This window comes from Nocardia sp. NPDC050378 (assembly GCF_040655675.1).
Taxonomy (GTDB): Bacteria; Actinomycetota; Actinomycetes; order Mycobacteriales; family Mycobacteriaceae; genus Nocardia; species Nocardia coubleae.
In genome coordinates this window covers 26160-48645 of sequence record NZ_JBFAKI010000019.1, presented here as the reverse complement: position 1 = coordinate 48645, position 22486 = coordinate 26160, and the positions used below count along the sequence as shown (strand labels likewise).

25 protein-coding genes are annotated in these 22486 nt (G+C 68.5%); 17 read left to right on the top strand and 8 right to left on the bottom strand.

Going from position 1 to position 22486, the window contains the following annotated elements; all coding sequences use genetic code 11:
- The first annotated feature begins 43 nt into the window (after window positions 1–43).
- From AB0I35_RS28200 to AB0I35_RS28185, 4 genes are read left to right on the top strand one after another with little or no spacing between them, the layout of a single operon-like run.
- A complete protein-coding gene (locus AB0I35_RS28200) occupies window positions 44–1342 on the top strand; it encodes an amino acid deaminase (RefSeq protein WP_357399379.1) in 1299 nt (432 codons plus the stop codon).
- A 9-nt stretch (window positions 1343–1351) separates the two neighbouring features.
- Window positions 1352–2959: a D-aminoacylase gene (locus AB0I35_RS28195; protein WP_357399378.1), complete on the top strand. Its 1608-nt coding sequence runs from the start codon at window positions 1352–1354 to the stop codon at window positions 2957–2959.
- On the top strand, window positions 2956–3597 hold the full coding sequence (gene eda, locus AB0I35_RS28190) for a bifunctional 4-hydroxy-2-oxoglutarate aldolase/2-dehydro-3-deoxy-phosphogluconate aldolase (RefSeq protein WP_357399377.1): 642 nt from the start codon (window positions 2956–2958) through the stop codon (window positions 3595–3597). Before AB0I35_RS28195 ends, eda begins: the two co-directional genes overlap by 4 nt.
- An 11-nt stretch (window positions 3598–3608) precedes the next feature.
- The gene (locus AB0I35_RS28185; protein ID WP_357399376.1) at window positions 3609–5039 is read left to right on the top strand and encodes a gluconate:H+ symporter; all 1431 of its coding nucleotides are present in this window, start codon (window positions 3609–3611) and stop codon (window positions 5037–5039) included.
- Here AB0I35_RS28185 and AB0I35_RS28180 read toward each other — a convergent pair.
- Entirely contained in the window at window positions 5036–6043 is a 1008-nt protein-coding gene (locus AB0I35_RS28180; RefSeq protein WP_357399375.1) for an MBL fold metallo-hydrolase, read from the bottom strand. The genes AB0I35_RS28185 and AB0I35_RS28180 overlap by 4 nt on opposite strands.
- Before the next feature lie 46 nt (window positions 6044–6089).
- On the opposite strand from AB0I35_RS28180, the gene AB0I35_RS28175 reads away from it, so the two are divergent.
- Window positions 6090–6512: a MerR family transcriptional regulator gene (locus AB0I35_RS28175; protein ID WP_357399374.1), complete on the top strand. Its 423-nt coding sequence runs from the start codon at window positions 6090–6092 to the stop codon at window positions 6510–6512.
- 27 nt (window positions 6513–6539) lie between these two features.
- Here the strand turns inward: AB0I35_RS28175 and AB0I35_RS28170 are convergent, their stop codons facing one another.
- Window positions 6540–7106 carry a TetR/AcrR family transcriptional regulator gene (locus AB0I35_RS28170; protein ID WP_357399373.1) on the bottom strand — a complete coding sequence of 189 codons (567 nt, stop codon included), beginning with the start codon at window positions 7104–7106 and terminating at the stop codon, window positions 6540–6542.
- A gap of 160 nt (window positions 7107–7266) precedes the next feature.
- Here AB0I35_RS28170 and AB0I35_RS28165 point away from each other — a divergent pair, with 160 nt between their 5' ends.
- Window positions 7267–8388, top strand: a complete 1122-nt coding sequence (locus AB0I35_RS28165; protein WP_357399372.1) for an FAD-dependent monooxygenase — start codon at window positions 7267–7269, stop codon at window positions 8386–8388.
- A gap of 58 nt (window positions 8389–8446) precedes the next feature.
- Here AB0I35_RS28165 and AB0I35_RS28160 read toward each other — a convergent pair whose 3' ends face one another.
- The gene (locus tag AB0I35_RS28160; protein WP_357399371.1) at window positions 8447–9424 is read right to left on the bottom strand and encodes a YafY family protein; all 978 of its coding nucleotides are present in this window, start codon (window positions 9422–9424) and stop codon (window positions 8447–8449) included.
- Window positions 9425–9485: 61 nt separating this feature from the next.
- On the opposite strand from AB0I35_RS28160, the gene AB0I35_RS28155 reads away from it, so the two are divergent.
- From AB0I35_RS28155 to AB0I35_RS28110, 10 genes are all read left to right on the top strand, one after another.
- Entirely contained in the window at window positions 9486–9977 is a 492-nt protein-coding gene (locus AB0I35_RS28155) for a pyridoxamine 5'-phosphate oxidase family protein (protein ID WP_357399370.1), read from the top strand.
- Between the two features lie 130 nt (window positions 9978–10107).
- A complete protein-coding gene (locus AB0I35_RS28150; RefSeq protein WP_357399369.1) occupies window positions 10108–10677 on the top strand; it encodes a TetR/AcrR family transcriptional regulator in 570 nt (189 codons plus the stop codon).
- The gene (locus AB0I35_RS28145) at window positions 10674–11207 is read left to right on the top strand and encodes a hypothetical protein (protein ID WP_357399368.1); all 534 of its coding nucleotides are present in this window, start codon (window positions 10674–10676) and stop codon (window positions 11205–11207) included. Before AB0I35_RS28150 ends, AB0I35_RS28145 begins: the two co-directional genes overlap by 4 nt.
- Before the next feature lie 58 nt (window positions 11208–11265).
- A complete protein-coding gene (locus AB0I35_RS28140; protein WP_357399367.1) occupies window positions 11266–12489 on the top strand; it encodes a cation:proton antiporter in 1224 nt (407 codons plus the stop codon).
- Window positions 12490–12516: 27 nt separating this feature from the next.
- Window positions 12517–13575, top strand: coding sequence for an N-acetyl-gamma-glutamyl-phosphate reductase (gene argC, locus AB0I35_RS28135; protein WP_357399365.1), 1059 nt, complete (start codon window positions 12517–12519; stop codon window positions 13573–13575).
- A complete protein-coding gene (gene argJ, locus AB0I35_RS28130; protein WP_357399364.1) occupies window positions 13572–14798 on the top strand; it encodes a bifunctional glutamate N-acetyltransferase/amino-acid acetyltransferase ArgJ in 1227 nt (408 codons plus the stop codon). Before argC ends, argJ begins: the two co-directional genes overlap by 4 nt.
- Window positions 14795–15700: an acetylglutamate kinase gene (gene argB, locus AB0I35_RS28125; RefSeq protein WP_357399363.1), complete on the top strand. Its 906-nt coding sequence runs from the start codon at window positions 14795–14797 to the stop codon at window positions 15698–15700. Before argJ ends, argB begins: the two co-directional genes overlap by 4 nt.
- A complete protein-coding gene (locus AB0I35_RS28120; RefSeq protein WP_357399361.1) occupies window positions 15693–16895 on the top strand; it encodes an acetylornithine transaminase in 1203 nt (400 codons plus the stop codon). The genes argB and AB0I35_RS28120 overlap by 8 nt, the downstream gene beginning before the upstream one ends.
- A complete protein-coding gene (gene argF / locus AB0I35_RS28115) occupies window positions 16892–17824 on the top strand; it encodes an ornithine carbamoyltransferase (RefSeq protein WP_357399360.1) in 933 nt (310 codons plus the stop codon). The genes AB0I35_RS28120 and argF overlap by 4 nt, the downstream gene beginning before the upstream one ends.
- A 34-nt stretch (window positions 17825–17858) precedes the next feature.
- Window positions 17859–18356, top strand: a complete 498-nt coding sequence (locus AB0I35_RS28110) for an arginine repressor (protein WP_357399358.1) — start codon at window positions 17859–17861, stop codon at window positions 18354–18356.
- Here AB0I35_RS28110 and AB0I35_RS28105 read toward each other — a convergent pair.
- From AB0I35_RS28105 to AB0I35_RS28085, 5 genes are all read right to left on the bottom strand, one after another.
- Entirely contained in the window at window positions 18313–19158 is an 846-nt protein-coding gene (locus AB0I35_RS28105; RefSeq protein WP_357399357.1) for a DUF4184 family protein, read from the bottom strand. The two genes, AB0I35_RS28110 and AB0I35_RS28105, sit on opposite strands and share 44 nt — an antisense overlap.
- A 102-nt stretch (window positions 19159–19260) precedes the next feature.
- On the bottom strand, window positions 19261–20061 hold the full coding sequence (locus AB0I35_RS28100) for an aldose 1-epimerase (RefSeq protein ID WP_357399355.1): 801 nt from the start codon (window positions 20059–20061) through the stop codon (window positions 19261–19263).
- Between the two features lie 56 nt (window positions 20062–20117).
- Window positions 20118–20270 carry a hypothetical protein gene (locus AB0I35_RS28095; protein ID WP_157102182.1) on the bottom strand — a complete coding sequence of 51 codons (153 nt, stop codon included), beginning with the start codon at window positions 20268–20270 and terminating at the stop codon, window positions 20118–20120.
- A 249-nt stretch (window positions 20271–20519) separates the two neighbouring features.
- Window positions 20520–20654 (bottom strand): hypothetical protein, encoded by a 135-nt coding sequence (locus tag AB0I35_RS28090; protein ID WP_255284058.1) that lies wholly within the window; start codon window positions 20652–20654, stop codon window positions 20520–20522.
- A 21-nt stretch (window positions 20655–20675) separates the two neighbouring features.
- Window positions 20676–20816, bottom strand: coding sequence for a hypothetical protein (locus AB0I35_RS28085; protein ID WP_166655845.1), 141 nt, complete (start codon window positions 20814–20816; stop codon window positions 20676–20678).
- Between the two features lie 174 nt (window positions 20817–20990).
- On the opposite strand from AB0I35_RS28085, the gene AB0I35_RS28080 reads away from it, so the two are divergent.
- On the top strand, window positions 20991–22193 hold the full coding sequence (locus tag AB0I35_RS28080) for an argininosuccinate synthase (RefSeq protein WP_357399353.1): 1203 nt from the start codon (window positions 20991–20993) through the stop codon (window positions 22191–22193).
- The last annotated feature ends 293 nt before the right edge of the window (window positions 22194–22486 follow it).

Here is a 22486-nt window from a genome sequence, read left to right as displayed (position 1 = left end):
GACATGTCCGATCTGGCTCTGTACCCGCCGGGAAAGGGATGCTGTGACCATCGACAACGATGTCGTCGACGCGCTGGCCGCCGAGCTGCTCGGTCCGCACATCAAGAGCGCCCCACCCGCCGCGTGGGGCCACACGGTCCGCGAATACTTGACGGGCACACCGCAACTCACGCACTGGCAGACGCCGCTGCTCACCCTCGACCGCGCTGCCCTCGATGCCAACCGGGCGCTGATGGCCGACTGGAGCAGTGCCGGTGGTGTCGCGCTCGCCCCGCACGGCAAGACCACCATGGCGCCGCAGCTGTGGCGCGAACAGCTGCGGGCAGGTGCCTGGGGGATCACCCTGGCCACCGCCTGGCAGGCACAGCTCGCCCGCTCCTTCGGGGTCGGCCGGATCCTGCTCGCCAACGCGCTGGTCGACCCGATCGGGCTGGCCTGGGTGGCCGAGGAGTCGGCGCGCGACGAGAATTTCGAGTTCTACTGCTGGGCCGACAGCGTCGCCACCGTCGAGCTGATGGACAAGATCCTGCGCGACACCGCGCCCGGGCCGCGGGTCCGCGTGCTCGTCGAACTGGGTGGCGCGCACGGTCGTACCGGGGCTCGGACCCGTGCCGAGGCGCTCGCGGTCGCGCACGCCCTGGTCGGCAGCGAACGTCTCGTGCTGGCGGGCGTGGGTGGGTACGAAGGCGCGCTCGCCCACGATCGCACCACCGCGGCGCTGGCCGCGGTGCGCGGATATCTGCGTGAACTCGCCGCCTTGCATGCCGAACTCGGCGCCGTGTACCCCGGGCCCGCGATCGTCTCGGCGGGCGGCAGTGCCTATCCGGAACTGGTCGTCGACGAACTGGCGGGCCTGGCATCGGACCGGCGGGAACCGACCGCACCGGGATCGACCACCGTGGTGTTGCGCAGCGGCGCGTACCTCGTGCACGACGACGGCTTCTACGCGGGCATCTCCCCGCTGAGCGCCCCCGCCGCCGACCCCGGCTTGCGTTCGGCGATGCACGGCTGGGCCCGGGTCGTCTCCCGGCCGGAGCCGGAACTCGCCCTGCTCGACGGCGGCAAACGCGACTTCCCCTTCGACGAGGGCCTGCCGACACCGCAACTCGTGGTGGGCGGGTCGGCACTCCCGTCGGGCGCGCAGGTGAGCGCGCTCAACGACCAGCACACCTTCCTGCGACTGCCCGGCGCCACGTTCGCGGATCTTCCCGTGGGAAGTGTGGTGCGGCTCGGTCTTTCGCACCCCTGTACCGCCTTCGACAAATGGCGGCTGATTCCCGTGATCGACTCCGCCGAGACGGCGCACCCGCGCGTGGTCGACCTCATCCGCACCTACTTCTGACGGACGACCATGACCTCCTTGCTCTTTCGCGACATCGATATCGTCGACGGCACCGGCGGACCACGCACCCACGGTGACGTCCTCGTGCGCGACGGCCGCATCGCCGAGATCGCCGACTCGATCCACACCGACGCCCGCGTGGCCGGTGTGCGGCCGGGCTCGGTCCTCGCGCCGGGCTTCATCGATATGCACGCCCACTCCGATCTGTACCTGCTCACCCACCCCGAGCACATTCCGAAGATCACCCAGGGCGTCACCACCGAGGTGATCGGGCAGGACGGGCTGTCCTACGCACCGATCGACGATGCCGCACTCGCGCTGGTGCGCAAGCAGATCGCGGGCTGGAACGGCAACCCCACCGACTTCGACTTCTCCTGGCGCACCGTCGGTCAATACCTGGACCGGCTCGACCAGGGCATCACTCCCAACGCCGCCTATCTGGTGCCGCAGGGGACGCTGCGCCTGCTCGTCGTCGGCGCCGATCAGCGTGCGGCGACCACCTCCGAGATCGATCGGATGTGCGCGCTGCTCGCGCAGGGGCTCGACGAGGGCGCGGTCGGCATGTCGAGCGGGCTCACCTACACGCCCGGCATGTATGCCGACACCGGTGAACTCGCCGCCCTGTGCGCCGTCGTCGCCTCCTACGGCGGCTTCTACGCCCCGCACACCCGCTCCTACGGGGCCGGCGCACTGGAGGCCTACGCCGAGATGATCGGTCTGGCGAAGGCCACCGGCTGCGCCCTGCACCTGACCCACGCCACCATGAACTTCGGCGTGAATCGCGGTCGCGCACCCGAATTGCTCGCCATGATCGCCCGGGCCCGCGCCGACGGCTGCGACATCACCCTCGACACCTACCCGTACCTGCCCGGCTCGACCACCCTGTCGGCGTTGCTGCCCAGCTGGGCGATGTCGGGCGGTCCCGACGCCGCGCTGGACCGGCTCGGCGACCCGGCCGCGCGCCGCCGCATCACCGCCGATGTGGACGTGCACGGGTCCGACGGGTGTCACGGAGTCACCGTCGAGTGGGAGACCATCCAGATCAGCGGTGTCGGCAACGACGAACTCGCCGAGCACGTCGGCCGCACCGTCGCCGAGATCGCCGCCGAGCGCGGCACCGCGCCCGTCGAGGTGTTCTTCGAGCTCCTGGTCCGCGACCAGCTGGCCACCACCATCCTGCAGCACGTCGGCCACGAGGAGAACGTGCGCGCGATCATGGTCGACGCCGGGCACATGGGCGGCAGCGACGGTTTGCTGGTCGGTGCCCGCCCGCATCCGCGCGCGTGGGGCACCTTCCCGCGCTACCTGTCGCGCTATGTCCGTGAGCTCGGCGTCCTCGGTCTCGAGGACTGCGTGCATCACCTGACCGGTCGTCCCGCCGCCCGGCTGCGGCTGGCCGAGCGCGGCCTGATCCGGCCCGGATTCGCCGCCGACCTGGTGGTGTTCGATCCGGCGACGATCCACGACACGGCCACGTTCGAGCAGCCACGTCAGCAGGCGCGTGGTATCCAGCACGTGCTGGTCAACGGCGAATTCGCCGTGGAGAACGGCACCGCGACCGGGGTCCGCGCCGGTCGTGCCCTGCGCATGGACGCCACGCGAGAGGAGACCCGATGAATCCACTGCTGAGCTCGTCGTCACGGGCGATGGAGGTGATCCGGGCCGACCGGGCGCTCACCGTCGTCCGCGCGCCCGCCGTCCCCGATCCCGTCGCACTGGCCGAGGCACTGGCCGGGGCGGGGTTGCGTGCGGTCGAATTCACCTTCACCACCCTCGGTGTGCTCGACGCGATCGCGAAGGCGCGCCGCGCCGCCGACGCGGTGATCGGCGTCGGCACCGTCACCACCCGCGACCAGGCGTCGGCGGCCGTCGACGTCGGCGCGCAGTTCCTCGTCACCCCCGCGGTGCGCCCGGAGGTCGCCGAAGTCGCTGTGGCGAACCAGATCCCGGTCATCATGGGTGCTTTCACGCCCACCGAGGTACTGGCGGCGGTCGACCTTGGTGCGGCAGCGGTGAAGATTTTCCCCGCTCGCTCGCTCGGCCCCGCCTATCTCAAAGACCTGCTCGGCCCGTTCCCGCATGTGTTCCTGATTCCCTCCGGTGGCGTCAACGCGCACAACGCGCGGGAATACCTGCAGGCGGGCGCCGTCGCCGTCACCGCGGGCACCGAGGTGGTCGCGCCCCTGGACGTCGCGAGCTCGCGCTGGTCCGAGATCGGCTCGCGGGCCGCACGTTTCGTTCATTCGCTGGATTGAGAGGTTTGTCCATGGGCGCCACAGTCGACTGGCTGCGCACCACCACCCCCGGGTTGCTGGTGCTGTGCGGTCTCGCGATCGCCGTACTGCTCATCGCTATCATCAAGATCAAACTGGAGCCGTTCGTCGCGCTGCTGCTCACCGGTCTGCTGCTGGCACTGGCCGCCGGACTACCGGTCTCCCAGATCGTCGGCACCCCGCTCAAGGCGGGTGAGTCGCTGCTCGAGACCGGTTTCGGCAGTATTCTCGGACACATCGCGGTGATCATCGGGCTCGGCACCGTGCTCGGTGCGATCCTCGAAAGATCCGGTGGCGCCGATGTTCTCACCGACAAGCTGCTGCGGGTGTTCGGTGAGAAGGGCGCGCCCGTCGCGATGGGCATCCTCGGCCTCATCTTCGGCATCCCGGTGTTCTTCGACATCGGCATCTTCGTCCTGGCACCCCTGATCTACGTCGCGGCCAAGCGCGGTGGACGCTCGCTGGTGCTCTACGCCATGCCCATGCTGGCCGGTCTGTCCATGACGCACGCGTTCCTGCCGCCGCATCCGGGACCGGTCGCGCTCGGCGGACTGCTCGGGGTGAGCCTCGGCTGGCTGATCGTGATGGGCTTCGTCTGCGGCATACCGGGTTTCATCGCCTCCGGCATCCTCTGGGGCACCTACATCGGCAAGCGGGTCATCGTCTCGGTGCCCGAGGAATTCGTGCCGCTCGAACCCGACACCGACGACGAGGAGGGCGGCATCGTCGCCACCGGTGTGGTCACCAAGGCCCCGCCCTCGGTGGCGTTGATCGGCGCCATCATCGCCATCCCGCTGGTGCTGATCCTCGGCGCCACCTTCGGATACCAACTGCTGGACAAGGATTCGGCCCTGCTGCAGGTGCTCACCTTCTTCGGTACGCCTGCCGTAGCGCTGCTCATCACCGTGCTCGTGGCGTTCTACCTGCTCGGTATCCGGCGCGGTTCCACCGTGCAGGAACTCAGCGTCATCACGGCCGAATCGCTCAAACCGGTCGGCATGGTGCTGCTGGTCGTCGGCGCGGGCGCGTTCTTCGGCAAGGTCATCTCGGCCACCGGTATCGGCACCGCCCTGGCCGACACGATGTCGGCGGCCGGGCTGCCCGTCATCGTGCTCGCCTACCTCATCAGCTGCGGCCTGCGCATCGCCCAGGGTTCGGCCACGGTCGCCATCGTCACCACCGGCGGCATCGTCGCCCCGTTGGTCGCCGAGCAGAACTACTCTCAGATGTCGATCGCCCTGATCGCCATGGCGATCGCCGCGGGCTCGATCATCCTCAGCCACGTGAACGACGGCGGCTTCTGGATCATCGCGAAGTACTTCAACATGACGGTGAAACAGACACTGCAGACGTGGACGGTGCTCGAAACCGTGTTGTCAGTGGTGAGCTTCGCGGTCGCGGCGCTGCTGTTCTCGATCGTCTAGGCGCTGTCGGCGGCCGGGCTGTCCTGGGTGGGCAGCCCGGCCGCCTTGTCTTCGTTCCATCCGCAGGCTGCCCGGTGGTCGTGGCTGGGGATGATGCGGACCGTATCGCGAACGGCGTGCAGGCGGTGGATCGTTCGCCAGGCCCCGGTGCGGTCGTCGTCGGCCAGCGCACCGGGGTAGCCCGACTTCTGCCGCAGCTCGGTGGTCTGGAGGTTGTGCCAGACCGCGTCGCCCGCCAGCAGGACGGGTCCGCGTGCGGTGCGGAGCAGAATGCCGATGCTGCCCGGTGTGTGGCCGGACAGATCGACCAGCACCACCGCGCCGTCGCCGAACAGATCGTGGCTCGCGGCGAAGGTGAGGACGGGCGGACCGTCGAGTTCGTAGCAGTCGAGCGGGCGATTTCGGACGGCTTGCCGCACGCCGCCGACGGGGGCGACCGGGCCGGTCATCGCCCAGCGGTGTTCGGGTCGATGCAGCCGCAGCGGCAGGTCCGGCAGATCGAGCAGTCCGGCGACATGATCCCAGTGCAGGTGGGTCGGCAGTGCGAAGTCGATGTCGTCGGCATCGATTCCACTGCGCTGCAGGGATTCTCGGATGTCGAGCACATCGCTCGGTGGGTTCACCGCGGGTCGCAGCACTCTCGGTAGTTCGGCTACCGCCCGTCGCCGCACGTCGACGCAGATGCCCGGGTCGACGAGGAAGCTCGCCCGCGGGTGCCGCACAACGAAGGCCGTCATCGCGGACTCGATCCGGCGTGGAGTGAACACACCTTCGACGACGGCGGCGGTCGGCACGCTGCGGGCGTTCTGCGCCAAGGCGACCAGCTCGACCGTTGTCGAGCCACGCGGTAATCCGTTGTCCCGCAGTGCGGAGAGGAATCGGCGATCGGGTCGGCGCGGCAGCACCGCACCGGTGATCGCCGTCGTCGCGGCGCGGCAGCATCGCCACACATCCGGTGTCGCTACTCGCTCGCCCACCAGTCCGAGGTTGTCTTCGGTTGTCATGGAGCTACGCTAAAACTTCAGGTCGACCTGAAGTAAAGAGGCGAACGTGACCGATACCGCCGGACCGCGCCGAATCGGTGATGTCGCCGTCGAACTGGGTGTCGCCGCCCATGTGCTGCGTCATTGGGAGGATGTCGGCGTGCTCGTCCCGCCCCGGGCGCCGGGCGGTCATCGGGTCTACAGCGACGACCTGGTGGTGCGGGCGCGTCTCGTGCTGCTCTGTCAGCGCGCCGGGCTTTCGCTGGCCGAGATCAAAGACCTGTTCGCGGCGCGGTCGCGAGCGGAGCGGGTCGAACTCTTCGCGGGCAAGCAGGCCGAACTCGGCGCGCGTGTGCGGGATCTCACGCGCACCATCGATTTCCTCAGCCACGTCCTGCGCTGTACACACCCGATCGTCGATGAATGTCCGGAGTGCGTCGGATTCAGTCGCGTGGATGCGGCGGAACGCGTCGGCGCGTTGTTCGGGTAGTCGGGGCGGCGCCGGTCGCGAGGTGCGTCAGCGCGCCTTACGGGTAGGCGGCGACAGTGTTCGAGTCAGCCGTTCGAGCGCCTCGTGGGGATCTTTGCCGTGCTCCGCGCCGGTGAGACGGTGGATGACCGCGCCGTCCATGTAGTCGACCAGGATTCCGGCATTGATCGGATCGATGCCCGCCTGAGCGGCGAGCTCGACCGCCTGCTCGCGTAGTCGGCCGTGCCCGCGTCGCAGCGATTCGGCGACGGTCGGCATGGCTTGGGATTCGCCGAAGAGGGCGAGCCGGGCCTGGGTGCGGATGCGGTCGGTGGTCGTCGCGTGGGTGATGAATCGGGCGAGTGCGTCGACGAGATGGTCGACGGTGGGCGGTCCGAGAACGCGGTGCAGGGCGGTCCAGTCGGCGTGATCGCGCTGCTCGAGACGCTCGGCCACCCCGCACAACAGCGCCTCCCTGGTGCGGAAGTAGTTGGACGTGGAGCCGGCGGGTAGTTCGGCGGCTTGGTCTACGGCGCGATGGGTAAGGCCACGTGAGCCGCGCGTGCCCAATACCTCGATGGCCGCGTCGAGAAGCTGTTCGCGTTTGGTTGCCACACATCGATACTACGGGCGTAGTGATCGTCACTACAGCTGTAGTGTAGGGCACTACAGCTGTAGTAGGGTGGCATCGCACCGGGAGGCGTCGTGCGGAAGCCTCTCCGGTCCGTAGGTAGTACCCGGACAGGGATCGTCTCTCGATACGAAGGGTTCGGAAATGGCTACAGCGATAGTTGTCGGCGGCGGAATCGGGGGGACGGCGGTCGCCCTCGGGTTGATCCGACGCGGCTGGTCGGTGCGGGTGTTCGAACGGGCGGCGCGGTACAGCGAGGTAGGGGCGGGAATCTCGCTGTGGCCCAATGCCCTGCGAGCGCTGGACGCACTCGGAGTCGGTGAGGCGGTGCGGGCGCAGGGTCTGGACGATGTGTCGGCGGGGATTCGCGACGAGCGGGGGCGATGGCTGTCGCGGACCGATGTCGCGACCATGCGGCGTCGGTTCGGGGCTCCGGTGATGATCCACCGGGCAGCGTTGCTGGATATCCTCCGGGGTGCTCTGCCGGAAGGAGTTGTGGAGACAGGGGTTTCGGTGGAGCGGGTCGACCTGGACGGGACGGTCGTGCATTCGGCCGGTTCGGGGCGAGACGTCGGCCAGGTCGGCTCCACTGCCGACCTGGTCGTCGGCGCAGACGGTATCCGCAGCGTCGTCCGGCGGGCCGTCTGTGGAGAGGTCGCGCCGCGATATGCCGGATACACGGTGTGGCGCGCGGTGGTCGGTATCGCCGAGCCGTTGACCGAATTCGGCGAAACATGGGGTCGGGGAGCACGTTTCGGCATGGCACCGCTGCCCGATGGACGCATCTACTGCTTCGCGGTCTACGACGCCGAGGAAGGTTCCGTTGGCAGTTTCGCCGAAGTGCGTGCCCGCTTCGCCGCGTGGCACCATCCCATTCCGGCGCTGCTCGCAGCTGCCGATCCGAACACGGTGCTGCACAACGACATCTATGAACTGCCCGCGTTGACGACCTTCACCGCGGGTCGTCTCGCGCTGCTCGGCGATGCCGCTCACGCGATGACACCGAATCTCGGGCAGGGTGGGTGTCAGGCGCTCGAGGATGCCGTTGTTCTTTCACGGCTGGCCGGTACGACTGATGGTCTGAGTCGCTATGACTCCGAGCGTCGGCCTCGCACGCAGATGATCGCCCGGCGGTCGGGAACGATCGGGGTCATCGCTCAATTGTCCGCGCGCCCGTTGGTCGGGGTTCGGGACGCGGCTTTGCGGGTTACTCCGGCCAGTGCTCAGTTTCGTTCGCTGGGAAAGGTTTTGGATTGGGTGCCGTGATCTCGGGTTGGGGAGTGCTTTTTGGAGCGCTGGTCCGCTCGAGCGTGCCTGTGTCCTGTCAGGCCCTGGCAGTGCGGTAACGCGCCGCCATCGCCTCGGTGATCGCCCGAAGCCGGGCGCGGAACTCGGGCGGGCCGAGAACCTCGACGTGGTCGGCCAGGGGGAGTAGGGCGTGGGCCAGTACTTCGTAGGACTCGGACGGGATGGTGATGTCGGCCCAGCCGTCGGGGCCGGTGGGGCCGAGGGAGGCCAGTGCGGCGTGGACGGCCGCCGGGTCGTTCATGAGGCGCAACAGGCCGAGGTGCTCGGTGGCGATCCGGCATCGCGCGTCGACTTTCAGCATGGACCGCCCGAAGGCGACTGCCGCGGCCTGCCAGTGGGCAGCAAGATCGAAATCTGTTGGGCGGGTGAATAGTTCACCAGTGAGGTCGGCCGTGGCGATCCGGCTCGCCCGATAGGAACGGATATCGGAGCGGACCCGCGCGACGAGATACCAGGTGCCCGCCTTCATCACCAGGCCCAACGGGTCGACCGTTCGTTCCACGGCGACGTCACCTCGCCGGTAGGTGATCGTGAGGCGGCGGTCGTGCCAGACGGCGTCGGCGATCGTCGCGAGAGTGGGGGTTTCGTCGGGGCGGTGGAACCAGCCGGGCATATCGATGTGGACGCGCTCGGCGATGCGGGTTGCCCGGCCGCGCAGTTCCGGTGGCAGCGCGGCCAGCATTTTCAGCTGGGCGGTGGCGAGGACGGTGCCGAGTCCGAGGTCGGCGGCGGCGCCCGGTAGGCCGGCCAGCAAGACGGCGTCGGCCTCGTCGGAGGTGAGGCCGGTGAGCCGGGTTCGGTACCCGTCGACCAATCGCACCCCACCGCCGCGCCCGGGTTCGCTGTACACCGGCACACCCGCCGCCGACAGCGCCTCCACATCCCGGTACACCGTGCGCACCGACACCTCCAGCTCCCGCGCGAGCTCCCCGGCCGTTGCGCCGCCGTTGGCTTGCAGCAGGAGCAGCAGCTGCACCAACCTGCTCGCTCGCATACGCCGAGACTAGTCGCCAACCTTGACACAGGATGTCAAGGTTGAGTCGTAGCGTGAGCGTATGACCACTTGGAGCCAGTTCACCGAGGAAGCGCCGCGCATCGCCGAGCTGTTCCTGCGCAGACATCGAGCCACCGGCAAGCTGTGCATGCTCGGCACTCTCCGCGCCGACGGATGGCCACGGATCAGCCCGATCGAGCCGATGGTCTTCGAGGACATGCTGGTGCTGGCGGGCATGCCGGACACGCGCAAGTTCGACGACCTCGCCCGCGACCCACGCTTCTGCCTGCATACCGCGACCGTCGACACCAACGTCACCGAGGGCGACGCCAAACTCTTCGGCACCGTCACCGACCTGAAGGACGAATCCGTCCACGCCCGCTTCGCGCAGAAGCTCTTCGACGACAGCGGTTTCGACATCCGCGGCCAGAAATTCGACCACTTCTACATCGCCGACCTCACCAGCGCCTCCACGGTCGAAGTCGCCGAGGACCAGCTCGCCATCACCATCTGGAAACCCGGCGAGGGCGAACGAGTCGTCACCAAACGCTGAATCCCACCACCGCCCGACGCTGGTCACTCGATCACCACCGCGTCCGTATCGTGCCAGCGCCATCACGGCGTGGTAATCGCGTGTCCGATTTCTTATGGACTATGGCTGACTGGTCAGTCATTATAAAGTCATGCCGAAGCGAGTGGATGTGGATGCGCGGCGGACCGAGATTCTGGAGGCGGCCGTCCGGGTCTTCGCCAGAAAAGGGTTCGCCGCGTCGCGGATCGAGGATGTGGCGGCGGAGGCGGGGGTCGCGAAAGGGAGTGTCTACCTCGCAGTCAGCAGCCGGGAGGAGTTGCTGACCGCCGCGTTCGACCAGTACCGAGCGCGCGCCGAACAGCAACTCGCCGCACCCGGAACCGGTCCCGCGCTCGATCGGCTGGCGCAGTTGATCCGGTCGACGGTGGCGATGCTGGCAGCCCACCCGGACTACGCGCGCGTGTTGCTGGACGTGTGGTCGGCCAGGACACCGCTGGATATGGCCGCCGTCTACGAGGGCTACCGGGCGGCCGTCGCGGAACTGCTGCGCGCGGCCGACGCCGAGGGGCAACTGCGGGCGGGCATCGGCGACGCGCACGCCGCGGTGATCGTCGGCGCGATCGAAGGGTGCCTCGTGCAGTGGCTGGCCGACGACCGCGTCGCCCTCACCGAGATGACCGAACCTCTGGTGCAGGTGTGCGTGGAAGGTATCCGCCGATGACGATCACCGACCGGCTGATCGCGCCCGGCGCGACGAGAAGCGAAGCAGCCCTGTGCTATTCGGCGGCGGCCGCCGGTGGGGTGACGGCCGCGCTGCTCGCGAGAAGCGCGGGTGGCTCCGCGCTGGTGGTGGCGGTGGTCGCCCTGATCGGCTTCGACCTGTTCGGCGGCGCCGTGGTCAACGCGACAGCGTCGGCCAAGAACTGGTTCCATCGACCCGGCCGAAGCGCCCGTCATCACCTCACCTTTGTCGCCATCCACGGCCAACCGTTCCTGCTGGCCCTGGTGGTCCCGGGGTTCGGTTGGTGGGTCGCGGCGACCATCTACAGCCTCGTCCTCGCGGCGGCCGTCGTCGTGCTCTCGGTGCCCGATCAGCTGCGCGTGCCGGTTGCCTTCGCGGGCACCGTATTCGGCGTCGCGATCACCACGTCGATGCTCACGGTGCCGACCTTCCTCCTCTGGTTCGGCCCGGTACTGCTGATCAAGCTCCTCCTCGCGCACCTGCAACCCGATTCACCGCGAGCAAGGTGACGGATCGCCCGCGCGCGGTGTCGGGGATCGGCTGGTGCGCTGTGCCACGATGACCCGCATGGAGCTGCTCGCTTCCGCCGGTGCCGACGGGCCGACGCCGATCGTGTCGCTGTTCTGGATCGCGCTGGTCGCGGTGCTCGCCCCGGTGGTGTCGCGCCTGCTGCGCGGATATCTGCCCGATGTGGTGATCCTGCTGGTCGCGGGTGCGGTGCTCGGCCCGTACGTGCTCGGGTGGGCCGACACCGGGGGCGGCGTCGACCTCGTCAGCGAGCTCGGACTGGGCATGCTGTTCCTACTCGCGGGCTACGAACTCGACCCGGCCCTGCTGCGAGGGAAATCGGGGCGAACAGCCTGGCTGGTCTGGCTCGTGTGCCTGGTCTTCGCGTTCGGGATCGTCACCCTGGCCACCGACCGGTCGACGGGCACGCGCATCGCCGTGGCCATCGCGCTGACCTCCACCGCGCTCGGCACGCTCCTGCCGATTCTGAAACAGGCCGGAATCGCCGACTCGCCGCTCGGTCGCGCCGTGATGACGCACGGCGCGGTGGGTGAACTCGGGCCCATCGTCGCGATGTCGGTGCTGCTGAGCAGCCGCGACTCCATGTCGGCGCTCGTCACCGTACTGATGTTCCTGGTCGCGGCGGTGCTCGTCGGCCTGATCCCGGTGCGCATGCTCGACCGGATACCCGACCTCGGCTCGGCGCTCGGCCGGCTCGACGGCGGCACGTCGCAGCTCCCGGTGCGCGGAGTCGTGCTGCTACTGCTCGTCCTCATGGTGATCGCCGAGGAATTCGACCTCGACGTGGTACTCGGCGCCTTCGCCGCGGGCATGATCCTGCGCAGGCTCATCGCCGCGGGCCACCCCGACGTCGACGCCTCACTCGAGGCCATCGGTTACGGCCTGCTGATCCCGGTGTTCTTCGTGGTCTCCGGAATGGGTATCGACGTGTCCGCCGTCGCGGGTAACCCGGCGCTGTGGGTGTGGTTCGTGGTCACCATCGCGATCGCGCGCGGTCTGCCGGTGTGGCTGAGCGAGCGTTTCGTGCCGCACGGACTGAACCTTCCCACCGGTCGTGAGCGGCTGCAGTTGGCCCTCTACGCGGCCACCGGTCTGCCGATCATCGTCGCGGTGACGCAGGTCGCGACCCGCACCGGCCTGCTCAGTAGCGAGGTAGCCTCGATACTGGTGGCCGCGGGCGCCACGACGGTGTTGGTGTTCCCGCTGGTCGCGCGACTGATCGGGGCACGTGGCGCCGAGTCCGTCACACCCGCGCATGAATGAGCTTGCATACTCGTGCATAATCATCACATGGTGGAAACGTCCGGAGGACCCGTATTACGGGTGGCGGTTGCCGGTGCCAGTGGGTACGCCGGTGGCGAGGTGTTGCGTCTGCTGCTCGGCCATCCCGAATACCGAGCCGGGCGCCTCGAGATCGGGGCGCTGACCGCCGGATCCAACGCGGGCACCGCCCTCGGCGCACTGCAGCCGCAGCTGCTGCCGCTGGCCGACCGCGTCCTGCAGGAAACCACCCCGGAGACCTTGGCCGGGCACGACATCGTGTTCCTCGGTCTGCCGCACGGTCAGTCCGGCGCGATCGCCCAGGCGCTGCCCGACTCGACGGTCGTCATCGACTGCGGCGCCGACTTCCGGCTCACCGACCCCGCCGCCTGGGAGAAGTACTACGGCAGCGCCCACGCGGGCAGCTGGCCCTACGGTCTGCCCGAACTGCCCGGCGCGCGCGCCCGGCTCACCGGTGCCCGCCGCATCGCGGTGCCCGGCTGCTACCCGACGGTGTCCAGTGTCGCGCTCGCCCCGGCCGTGGCGGCGGGCATCATCGAGCCCACCGTCAACGTCGTCGCGGTGAGCGGCGCCTCCGGAGCGGGCCGCAAACTCGACATCGGCCTGCTCGGTTCCGAGGTCATGGGCAGCGTGCGCGCCTACAGCGTGGCGGGGGCGCACCGGCACACCCCGGAGATCGCTCAGAACCTGAAAGCCGCGGGCGGCGTGGATGTTTCGGTGTCCTTCACGCCGGTGCTCGCGCCGATGCCGCGCGGCATCCTCGCCACCTGCACCGCACCGGTGAAGGTGGACGCCGCGCAGGCCCGGGCCGTCTACGAAAAGGCTTACGCCGACGAACCTTTCGTGCACCTGCTGCCCGAAGGCATGCTGCCGCAGACCGGTTCGGTGCTCGGCTCCAACGCCATCACCCTGCAGGTCGCCGTCGACGCCGACGCGGGCCTGCTCGTGGTGATCGGCGCGATCGACAATCTGACCAAGGGCACCGCGGGCGCCGCGGTGCAATCGATGAATTTGGCCGTCGGTTTCGACGAGACCGCAGGACTTTCCACCGTAGGAGTGGCACCGTGACAACCCCTGATCCGCACGCGCCGGACCACGGCAAACTCATCCACACCCAGGGCGTCACGGCCCCGCTCGGCTTCCGCGCGGCGGGCATCGCGGCGGGCATCAAGGCCAGCGGCAAGCCCGACCTCGCCCTGGTGCTCAACGAGGGCCCCGAATACGCGGCGGCGGGCGTATTCACGCGCAACCAGGTGAAGGCCGCCCCCGTGCTGTGGTCACAGCAGGTACTGAAGTCCGGTCACGTGCGCGCGGTCATCCTCAATTCCGGTGGCGCCAACGCCTGTACCGGCCACGGCGGGTTCCAGGACACCCACCGGACCGCCGAGGAACTCGCTGCGGCACTGAGCAATTGGGGCACCGAGACCGGCGCGGGCGAAATCGCGGTCTGCTCCACCGGCCTGATCGGTGACCGGCTGCCGATGGACAAACTCGTCCCCGCGATCACCGAGATCGTGCACGAGATGGGCGGTGGCCTCACCGGTGGCTCCGACGCGGCCCACGCCATCATGACCACCGACACGGTTCCCAAGGAATCGGCCTTCCACCACGAGGACAAGTGGAACGTCGGCGGCATGGCCAAGGGTGCCGGCATGCTCGCTCCCTCGCTGGCCACCATGCTCGTCGTGCTCACCACCGACGCGGTGGCCACCCCCGAACAGCTCGACGAGGCGCTGCGCAAGGCCACGAAGTACACCTTCGACCGGCTCGACGTCGACGGCTCCTGCTCTACCAACGACACCGTGTTGCTGCTGGCCAACGGCGCCAGTGGCGTCGCCCCGTCGCAGGACGACCTCGACGCCGCCGTGTTCACCGTGTGCGACGACCTGGCCGCTCAGCTCATGGCCGACGCCGAAGGCGTCACCAAGCGGGTGCGGGTCACCGTCACCGGCGCGGCCACCGAGGACGAGGCGCTCACCGTCGCCCGTGCCGTGGCCCGCGACAACCTGGTCAAGACCGCGCTGTTCGGTTCCGACCCGAACTGGGGCCGGGTGCTCGCCGCCGTCGGGATCGCCCCGGTGACCCTCGACCCGCATCGGATCGCGGTGTCGTTCAACGGCAATCCGGTCTGTGTCGACAGTGTCGGCGCTCCGGGCGCGCGGGAGGTCGACCTGTCCGGTGCCGATATCGACGTGCTGATCGAGCTCAATGTGGGTGAGGGCACCGCCATGGTGCGCACCACCGACCTCTCGCACGGCTACGTCGAAGAGAATTCGGCGTACAGCTCATGAACGCCGGTGTGCTGCACAGCCTTTCGGCCCTCGACAAGGCGCATGTCCTCGCCGACGCGCTGCCGTGGCTGCAGAAGTTCCGCGACAAGATCGTCGTCGTGAAGTACGGCGGCAACGCGATGATCGACGACGATCTCAAGTCCGCCTTCGCCGCCGACATGGCGTTCCTGCGCACCGTCGGCGTGCACCCCGTGGTCGTGCACGGTGGCGGCCCACAGATCAATGCCATGCTGAAAAAACTGGGTATGGAAGGCGAATTCCGTGGCGGTTTCCGCGTCACCACCCCCGAGGTGATGGACGTGGTGCGGATGGTGCTGTTCGGTCAGGTCGGGCGCGAACTGGTCGGGCTGATCAACGCGCACGGGCCGTTCGCGGTCGGCATCTCCGGTGAGGACGCGCACCTGTTCACCGCCACCCGGCGCACAGTCGCCGTCGACGGGGTGGCCACCGATATCGGCCTGGTCGGCGATGTCACCGAGGTCAACCCCGGCGCCGTGCTCGACCTGATCGACGCGGGCCGCATCCCGGTGGTCTCCACCATCGCCCCCGACGCCGACGGCGTGGTGCACAACATCAACGCCGACACCGCCGCGGCCGCGCTGGCCGAGGGCATCGGCGCCGAGAAGCTCGTCGTCCTCACCGATGTCGAGGGCCTCTACACCGACTGGCCGGACCGTTCCTCGCTCACCAGCCGCATCGACGCCGACGCGCTCGCCGAGTTGCTGCCGAGCTTGGACGCGGGCATGGTGCCGAAGATGGAGGCCTGTCTGCGCGCGGTGCGCGGCGGGGTGCCGAGTGCCCACGTCATCGACGGGCGCGTCCCGCATTCGGTACTACTGGAACTGTTCACCGGCGAAGGAATCGGAACCATGGTGACCCCGGGGGAGGACGACGATGAGTGAAGTGGCGAAACTGCGGCAGCGGTGGTCGGCCGCGATGATGAACAACTACGGCACTCCGAAGGTGGCGCTGGTGCGCGGCGCCGGGGCGGTGCTCTACGACGCCGACGGCAAACGCTACGTCGACTTCCTCGGTGGGATCGCGGTGAACAGCCTCGGCCACGGGCATCCGGCCATCCTCGAGGCGGTCACCCAGCAGCTCGGCACCCTCGGTCACGTGTCGAACCTGTACGCCAGCGAACCCGTGATCGAGCTGGCCGAGAAGCTGCTCGCCCACTTCGGTGACGGCGAGGGCAAGGCGTTCTTCTGCAACTCCGGCACCGAGGCCAACGAGGCCGCGTTCAAGATCGCGCGGCTCACCGGGCGGTCCAAGATCGTCGCCGCCGAGGAGGCGTTCCACGGCCGGACCATGGGCGCGCTCGCGCTCACCGGGCAGCCGTCGAAGCGGGCGCCGTTCGAGCCGATGCCGCCCGGCGTCGTGCACGTGCCCTACGGTGACGCCGCCGCGCTGGAGGCCGTCGTCGACGCCGACACCGCCGCGGTGTTCCTGGAGCCGATGATGGGGGAGAGCGGTGTGGTCGTCCCGCCGTTCGACTACCTGGCCAAGGCCCGCGAAATCACCTCGCGGGCAGGCGCTTTGCTGATCCTGGACGAGGTGCAAACCGGAATCGGCCGCACCGGAACGTTTTTCGCACACCAGGCCGCGGGCATCGTGCCCGACGCCATCACCCTGGCCAAGGGCCTCGGCGGTGGCCTGCCGATCGGCGCCGTGCTGGCGCAGGGTCGCGCCGCCGAACTGCTCACCCCCGGGCTGCACGGCACCACTTTCGGTGGCAATCCGGTCTGTGCCGCAGCGGCTCTGGCCGTGCTGCGCACCATCGACAACGAGGATCTGCTGAGCCATGTGGAGTGGGTCGGCAAGAAACTCAGCGACGGCATCGCCCTGCTCGAGCACCCGGAGATCGACCACGTGCGTGGCGCCGGGCTGCTCATCGGGATCGTGCTGAAGAACGACATCTCCGCCCACGTGGACGAACGGGCCCGCGAGGCCGGATATCTGCTGAACCCGGCCAAGCCCAACGTGATCCGGTTGGCACCACCCCTGGTGCTCACCGAAACCCAGGCCGACAATTTCGTCGCCGACCTGCCCGAGATTCTCGACAAGGCCGCCGCCGATGCCAAGGGAGCGACCAAGTGACCCTGCGCCATTTCCTGCGCGACGACGACGTGAGCCAGGCCGAACAGGCCGAAATCCTTGCTCTCGCCGCCGAACTCAAGCAGAACCCCTTCGCGCACCGCCCGCTGGACGGTCCGCGCGGAGTCGGGGTGATCTTCGAGAAGAACTCCACCCGCACCCGATTCTCCTTCGAGCTCGGTATCGCCCAGCTCGGTGGGCACGCCGTGGTCGTCGACGGTCGTGACACCCAGCTCGGCCGCGAGGAGACCCTCGGCGACACCGGCAGCGTGCTCTCGCGCTACGTCGACGCCATCGTGTGGCGCACCTTCGAGCAGTCGCGGCTGGACGAAATGACCGCCACCGCGACGGTTCCCGTGGTGAACGCGCTGTCCAACGAGTTCCACCCGTGCCAGGTCCTCGCCGATCTGCAGACGATCGCCGAGCGCAAGGGTTCGCTGGCCGGGCTCAACCTCACCTTCTTCGGCGACGGCGCCAACAATATGGCGCACTCGCTGCTGCTCGGTGGCGTCACCGCGGGCATGAACGTGACTGTCGCCGCCCCTGCTGGTTTCGAGCCGCTGCCCTGGATCATGGAGGCCGCCGCCAAGCGCGCCGCCGAAACCGGTGCGACCGTGTCGGTGACGGGTGATCCCGTCGCCGGTGCCACCGGGGCCGATGTGCTCGTCACCGATACCTGGACCTCCATGGGGCAGGAGAACGACGGCCTCGACCGCGTCGGGCCGTTCCGCCCGTTCCAGCTCAACACCGAACTGCTGGCCGCCGCCAACCCGGAAGCGCTTGTGCTGCACTGCCTCCCCGCCCACCGCGGCGAGGAGATCACCGACGAGGTGCTCGACGGTTCGCACAGCGTGGTGTGGGACGAAGCCGAGAACCGGCTGCACGCCCAGAAGGCGCTGCTGGTGTGGCTGCTCGCGAAAGCCGCCGCATGAGACCGCGAATCGGGACCGGCGCGGGAGTGCGACGATGAGCGCCCCCGAGAAGGGCACCATCGCCCGCACCCGCGCCGGTCGCCAGTCCCGCATCGTCGAACTGCTCTCGGCGCATTCGGTGCGCAGCCAGACCGAACTGGCCGCGCTACTGGCCGCCGAGGGCATCGAAACCACCCAGGCCACCCTGTCGCGTGACCTGGACGAACTCGGCGCGGTGAAGCTGCGGGCCGCCGACGGCGGCGCCGGGGTCTACATCGTTCCCGAGGACGGCAGTCCCGTCCGCGGCGTCACCGGCGGCACCGGCCGCCTGTCGAAACTGCTGGCCGACCTGCTCGTCTCCACCGACGCCAGCGGCAACCTCGCGGTCCTGCGCACCCCACCCGGCGCCGCCCACTTCCTGGCCAGCGCCCTCGACCGCGCCGCCCTGCCCTACATCGTGGGCACCATCGCAGGCGACGACACCATCGCCGTCATCGCCCGCGAACCCCTCACCGGCGCCGAACTCGCCGCCAAGATCGAAAGCCTGGCCTGAGCGGGTGCGGTAGTCGGATGCCCGCGATCCGCTGATGCCCTGCGCGCCACCGCCGACCTAGCCGGGCGACCCACCAGAGCGTCACGTAGCCGACCCAGGCACAGAGGAGACACTCGGCTGCGGAGATGATCACGAGGCGGACCAGGTCGTAGGGGCTCGGGTGGGCGAGGGGATCAGTGACAGCGAGAAGCGCGCCGAGGAGGGCGACACCGAGAAGCACGGTGACGATCGTCGAGCGCCACAGGGGCGGCAGCATCGACGGCACTCGTTCGGCGCGGCGCCAGATCACGACGCCGAATGCCACCGTGCCGACTACTGATGAGACGTATCCGAGCACGTTGTACACCTTGTGTGGCTCGATGACCGGTAGTCGCAACACCTCCCAGTGCTGGACAGCGAAACCCGCTGTCTGCGTGCAGAAATCCCACAGCACGTGGGTCGAAGCGCCGATCACGATCGCGCCGATCGTGCAGGGTGACACTGCCGGGGCGGCACCTGATGGGGCGGGAGTTCGTCGACCGGTGCGGTCCTTCCGGTGCTCGGGAAGAGGACGAAGCGGTACGCGGAACGACGTCAGCGCGGTGGCCGGCTCCGCCGATAGTCGGAAAGCCGCCAGTAGGGCGAGTCCGAGCAGCACATTCCAGCTCAGCACACCGCATGCCGAATGAGTTGCGCTGCCGGTGAGCGGGATCGGGACGTAGTAGACCGAGTCGGGAGCGACCGCGCCCGCGATCAGCGCGGCGGGCGGAAGCCAGCGGAAGAACGGCACGACCGCGAGCGGATGAGCGAGCGTAAGCGGCACCAGCTCAACGTAATCCGACGTCGCGTGCGTAAGATCGGCGTACACGCGATCTGCCGAGAGTGCGCACAGAACCACCACATCCCGCGGTGATCGGCGACAGGGTCAGCTGTTCGACAGTTCCCGCCAATTCCAGTCGACCCGCACATCCAGCGGTTTGGCAGGCGTAACCATTCTCGGATCGGTGTTGAGCCCGTTCGGTGGTCCGGATTGTGCTTCGACCGACAGCGATTCCTCCGGCAGTGTCCACACCACCACATCGGTGACGGGGCTGGTGATCGTGAACTCGAGGAAACCGGGCCAGGTGAGGCGGACGTGGACGCCGTCGGGCATGGCGAAGCAGTCGTCCCACGGTGGGGGAGTGGGTGAGATGTGGCGGCCGGTCGGGAGGTAGTCGGGGCCGCGTTCGTACATCCATGCCGGGTGGAAGTCGAGTTCGAGCGGGCCGGCGGCAGGGGCGACATCGCGCAGGAACCACGGGTGCCAGCCGCCCTGGGCGGGGAACGGATCGTGGTCGGTGGTGATGCGCATCGCCAGGGTCAGGCCCGACTCGGTGAGGGTGAAAGTCTGGACAACCGTGCCCGCGAACGGCCAAGGCGCCGTCAACCGGCAACGCAGTATTGCCTCGTTCGCGGTCCTGGAAACGACTTCCCACGCCCGGTCGCGGACGGTGCCGTGAATGCTGTGCGGCGGGTTGTCGATCGGCAGTTGGTAGGTGCGATCACCCACGGTGAGCTTGCCGTAACCGAGCCGACCTGCCCACGGCGCCATCACGAAGCACCCGGTCCCGGGGTCCTGGCGCAGCAATTCCGTGCCCGCCACGGTGAGGCTGTGGATCGCACCGCCGTCGTCGGGGGCGATGGTGACTGTCGCGGTACCGGCGCTGAGTCGCACGTCGTCGCTCATGCCGGGGAGACTATCGGCGCGGGCCCGTCATCCGGCGCAGCCCGCGCCGATCGACATCAGTTGAACGGGTAGTCGCCGCCACCCGCGCCACCGTTGTGGCCCGGTGTGGCGACATCGATGATGTCCTGCACCAGCTCGACCACGGCGCGACCGACATCGAGCACACCGTTGCCGAGCGTCGAGAATTCCTGCGCGATGTAATGGAGCATCTTGTTCGTCCTCACTTCTGGCGAGTCGAATAGTGCTGTCCCAGAGTGCCGTACACCGTGTACGGCGCACTACCCTGCGAGGGTGCTTCCCGATCTCGCGCCCTTCAAACCGTGGGCCGACCCCCGCCCGCGCGGTACCGCAGGCAGACGGCGTTCAGACCTGCCTGGCGCGCACGGCGGCTCGCCGACTTCGCTGCGGAGTTGCGCGAGCTGAACGCGCATCGCCTGCGCGAGCCGGTACGACCGCGTTCAGGACGCGAGGAAATTCAGGACTGCGAGGATCAGGGGCGAACTGAGGTCGAACAGCACGCGGCCCACGTGTAGGCCGACCGCCGCGCCGGGCTCGTAGTTCTCCATGAGGAATTGCAGGATGGCGTCTTCCATGGTGTCCTCCGGTGCCGGGGGTCAGGCGAAGAAATCCTGGAGAATGGGGGTGCTCAGGTCGAACAGGGTCTTGCCGACGGTCAGGGCGAAATTCCCGACGCCGATGACGACGAGCCCGATGAGGTCGTAGTTGGCCTGAGCGAAATCACGTAATTGCTGCATGTTTACTCCTCGACCCCGACTGGATGAGTAGCTACTGTGACCAGCGTCTCACAGATGGTGTCGGCCGTCGAGGAGTCGCACCCCGGTGATGAATGAGCTTGCATCATCGTGCATAATCATTTGCAGCAACGGCGCGAGCCGTCCACAGACACCAGTTCAAGGAGCGCAACAGACATGTCCGATCGCGTCGTACTCGCCTACTCCGGTGGGCTTGACACCTCCGTCGCCATCAGCTGGATCGCGAAGGAGACCGGTTCCGAGGTCGTGGCCGTCGCCATCGACCTGGGCCAGGGCGGCGAGGACATGAACGTGGTGCGCCAGCGAGCCCTGGACTGCGGCGCCGTGGAGGCCATCGTGGTCGACGCGCGCGACGAGTTCGCCGACGAGTACTGCCTGCCGACCATCCAGGCCAACGCCATGTACATGGGCCAGTACCCGCTGGTCTCGGCCATCAGCCGGCCGCTGATCGTCAAGCACCTCGTCGAGGCCGCCAAGTTCCACAACGCCACCACCGTGTCGCACGGCTGCACCGGCAAGGGCAACGACCAGGTCCGCTTCGAGGTCGGCATCGGCGCCCTGGCCCCCGACCTGGAGGTCATCGCCCCGGTCCGCGATTACGCCTGGACCCGCGAGAAGGCCATCGCCTTCGCCGAGGAGAACAAGCTCCCGATCAACGTCACCAAGAAGTCGCCGTTCTCCATCGACCAGAACGTCTGGGGCCGCGCGGTCGAGACCGGCTTCCTCGAGGACCTGTGGAACGCGCCGACCAAGGACGTCTACGACTACACCGCCGACCCGACGGTGAACTTCGAAGCCCCCGACGAGGTCATCATCACCTTCGACAAGGGTGTGCCGGTCGCCATCGACGGCCGCCAGGTCACCGTGCTGCAGGCCATCGAGGAGATGAACACCCGCGCCGGTCGCCAGGGCGTGGGCCGCCTCGACATGGTCGAGGACCGGCTCGTCGGTATCAAGAGCCGCGAGATCTACGAGGCGCCCGGCGCCATCGCGCTGATCACCGCGCACCAGGCTCTGGAGAACGTCACCATCGAGCGCGAGCTGGGCCGCTACAAGCGGCAGGTCGAGCAGCGCTGGGGCGAGCTGGCCTACGACGGCCTGTGGTTCTCCCCGCTCAAGCGCGCCCTGGACGCCTTCGTGCAGGACACCCAGCAGCAGGTCTCCGGTGACATCCGGATGGTGCTGCACGGTGGTTCCGCCGTGGTCAACGGGCGTCGCTCCGAGCAGTCGCTCTACGACTTCAACCTGGCCACCTACGACGAGGGCGACACCTTCGACCAGTCCCTGGCCAAGGGCTTCGTCCAGATCCACGGTCTGTCCTCGAAGGTCGCCGCGCGTCGCGACCTCAACCAGAAGTAGAAGCCGCGCACGTCCCCGGGCCGAGCGCACACGGCTCGGGGACCCGGCTCTACCACGCCACGGTGGCGCCTCGTGCCACTGACCGGCTCCGCGTCCGTATAACGCCTGTCCGCCCGACACCGCTGACCGCCTCCGCTGCGTGAGCCGCGCGCGGCCGAGCCGATGCTGCCCGGTCTGGCGATTCGCGCACCCGCGCCATCGTCTCGTTCGTCGCTTGTGCGATCGCCCGCGGTGACTGCTACGACCTCCGTCCGATCAGGCCGACGGTCGTGGCTACGGTGGTGTCGGCAGCG

Excerpts from the sequence above, each read along its gene's own strand:
- AB0I35_RS28185 (WP_357399376.1), top strand. The coding sequence starts at position 3,609 with ATGGGCGCCACAGTCGACTGGCTGCGCACCACCACCCCCGGGTTGCTG.
- AB0I35_RS28140 (WP_357399367.1), top strand. The coding sequence starts at position 11,266 with ATGGAGCTGCTCGCTTCCGCCGGTGCCGACGGGCCGACGCCGATCGTG.
- AB0I35_RS28120 (WP_357399361.1), top strand. The coding sequence starts at position 15,693 with ATGAGTGAAGTGGCGAAACTGCGGCAGCGGTGGTCGGCCGCGATGATG.
- AB0I35_RS28150 (WP_357399369.1), top strand. The coding sequence starts at position 10,108 with ATGCCGAAGCGAGTGGATGTGGATGCGCGGCGGACCGAGATTCTGGAG.
- AB0I35_RS28160 (WP_357399371.1), bottom strand. The coding sequence starts at position 9,424 with ATGCGAGCGAGCAGGTTGGTGCAGCTGCTGCTCCTGCTGCAAGCCAAC.
- AB0I35_RS28085 (WP_166655845.1), bottom strand. The coding sequence starts at position 20,816 with ATGCAGCAATTACGTGATTTCGCTCAGGCCAACTACGACCTCATCGGG.
- argC (WP_357399365.1), top strand. The coding sequence starts at position 12,517 with ATGGTGGAAACGTCCGGAGGACCCGTATTACGGGTGGCGGTTGCCGGT.
- eda (WP_357399377.1), top strand. The coding sequence starts at position 2,956 with ATGAATCCACTGCTGAGCTCGTCGTCACGGGCGATGGAGGTGATCCGG.
- AB0I35_RS28165 (WP_357399372.1), top strand. The coding sequence starts at position 7,267 with ATGGCTACAGCGATAGTTGTCGGCGGCGGAATCGGGGGGACGGCGGTC.
- AB0I35_RS28090 (WP_255284058.1), bottom strand. The coding sequence starts at position 20,654 with ATGGAAGACGCCATCCTGCAATTCCTCATGGAGAACTACGAGCCCGGC.
- AB0I35_RS28180 (WP_357399375.1), bottom strand. The coding sequence starts at position 6,043 with ATGACAACCGAAGACAACCTCGGACTGGTGGGCGAGCGAGTAGCGACA.
- AB0I35_RS28080 (WP_357399353.1), top strand. The coding sequence starts at position 20,991 with ATGTCCGATCGCGTCGTACTCGCCTACTCCGGTGGGCTTGACACCTCC.
- AB0I35_RS28155 (WP_357399370.1), top strand. The coding sequence starts at position 9,486 with ATGACCACTTGGAGCCAGTTCACCGAGGAAGCGCCGCGCATCGCCGAG.
- AB0I35_RS28145 (WP_357399368.1), top strand. The coding sequence starts at position 10,674 with ATGACGATCACCGACCGGCTGATCGCGCCCGGCGCGACGAGAAGCGAA.
- argB (WP_357399363.1), top strand. The coding sequence starts at position 14,795 with ATGAACGCCGGTGTGCTGCACAGCCTTTCGGCCCTCGACAAGGCGCAT.
- AB0I35_RS28110 (WP_357399358.1), top strand. The coding sequence starts at position 17,859 with ATGAGCGCCCCCGAGAAGGGCACCATCGCCCGCACCCGCGCCGGTCGC.
- AB0I35_RS28195 (WP_357399378.1), top strand. The coding sequence starts at position 1,352 with ATGACCTCCTTGCTCTTTCGCGACATCGATATCGTCGACGGCACCGGC.
- AB0I35_RS28100 (WP_357399355.1), bottom strand. The coding sequence starts at position 20,061 with ATGAGCGACGACGTGCGACTCAGCGCCGGTACCGCGACAGTCACCATC.
- AB0I35_RS28095 (WP_157102182.1), bottom strand. The coding sequence starts at position 20,270 with ATGCTCCATTACATCGCGCAGGAATTCTCGACGCTCGGCAACGGTGTG.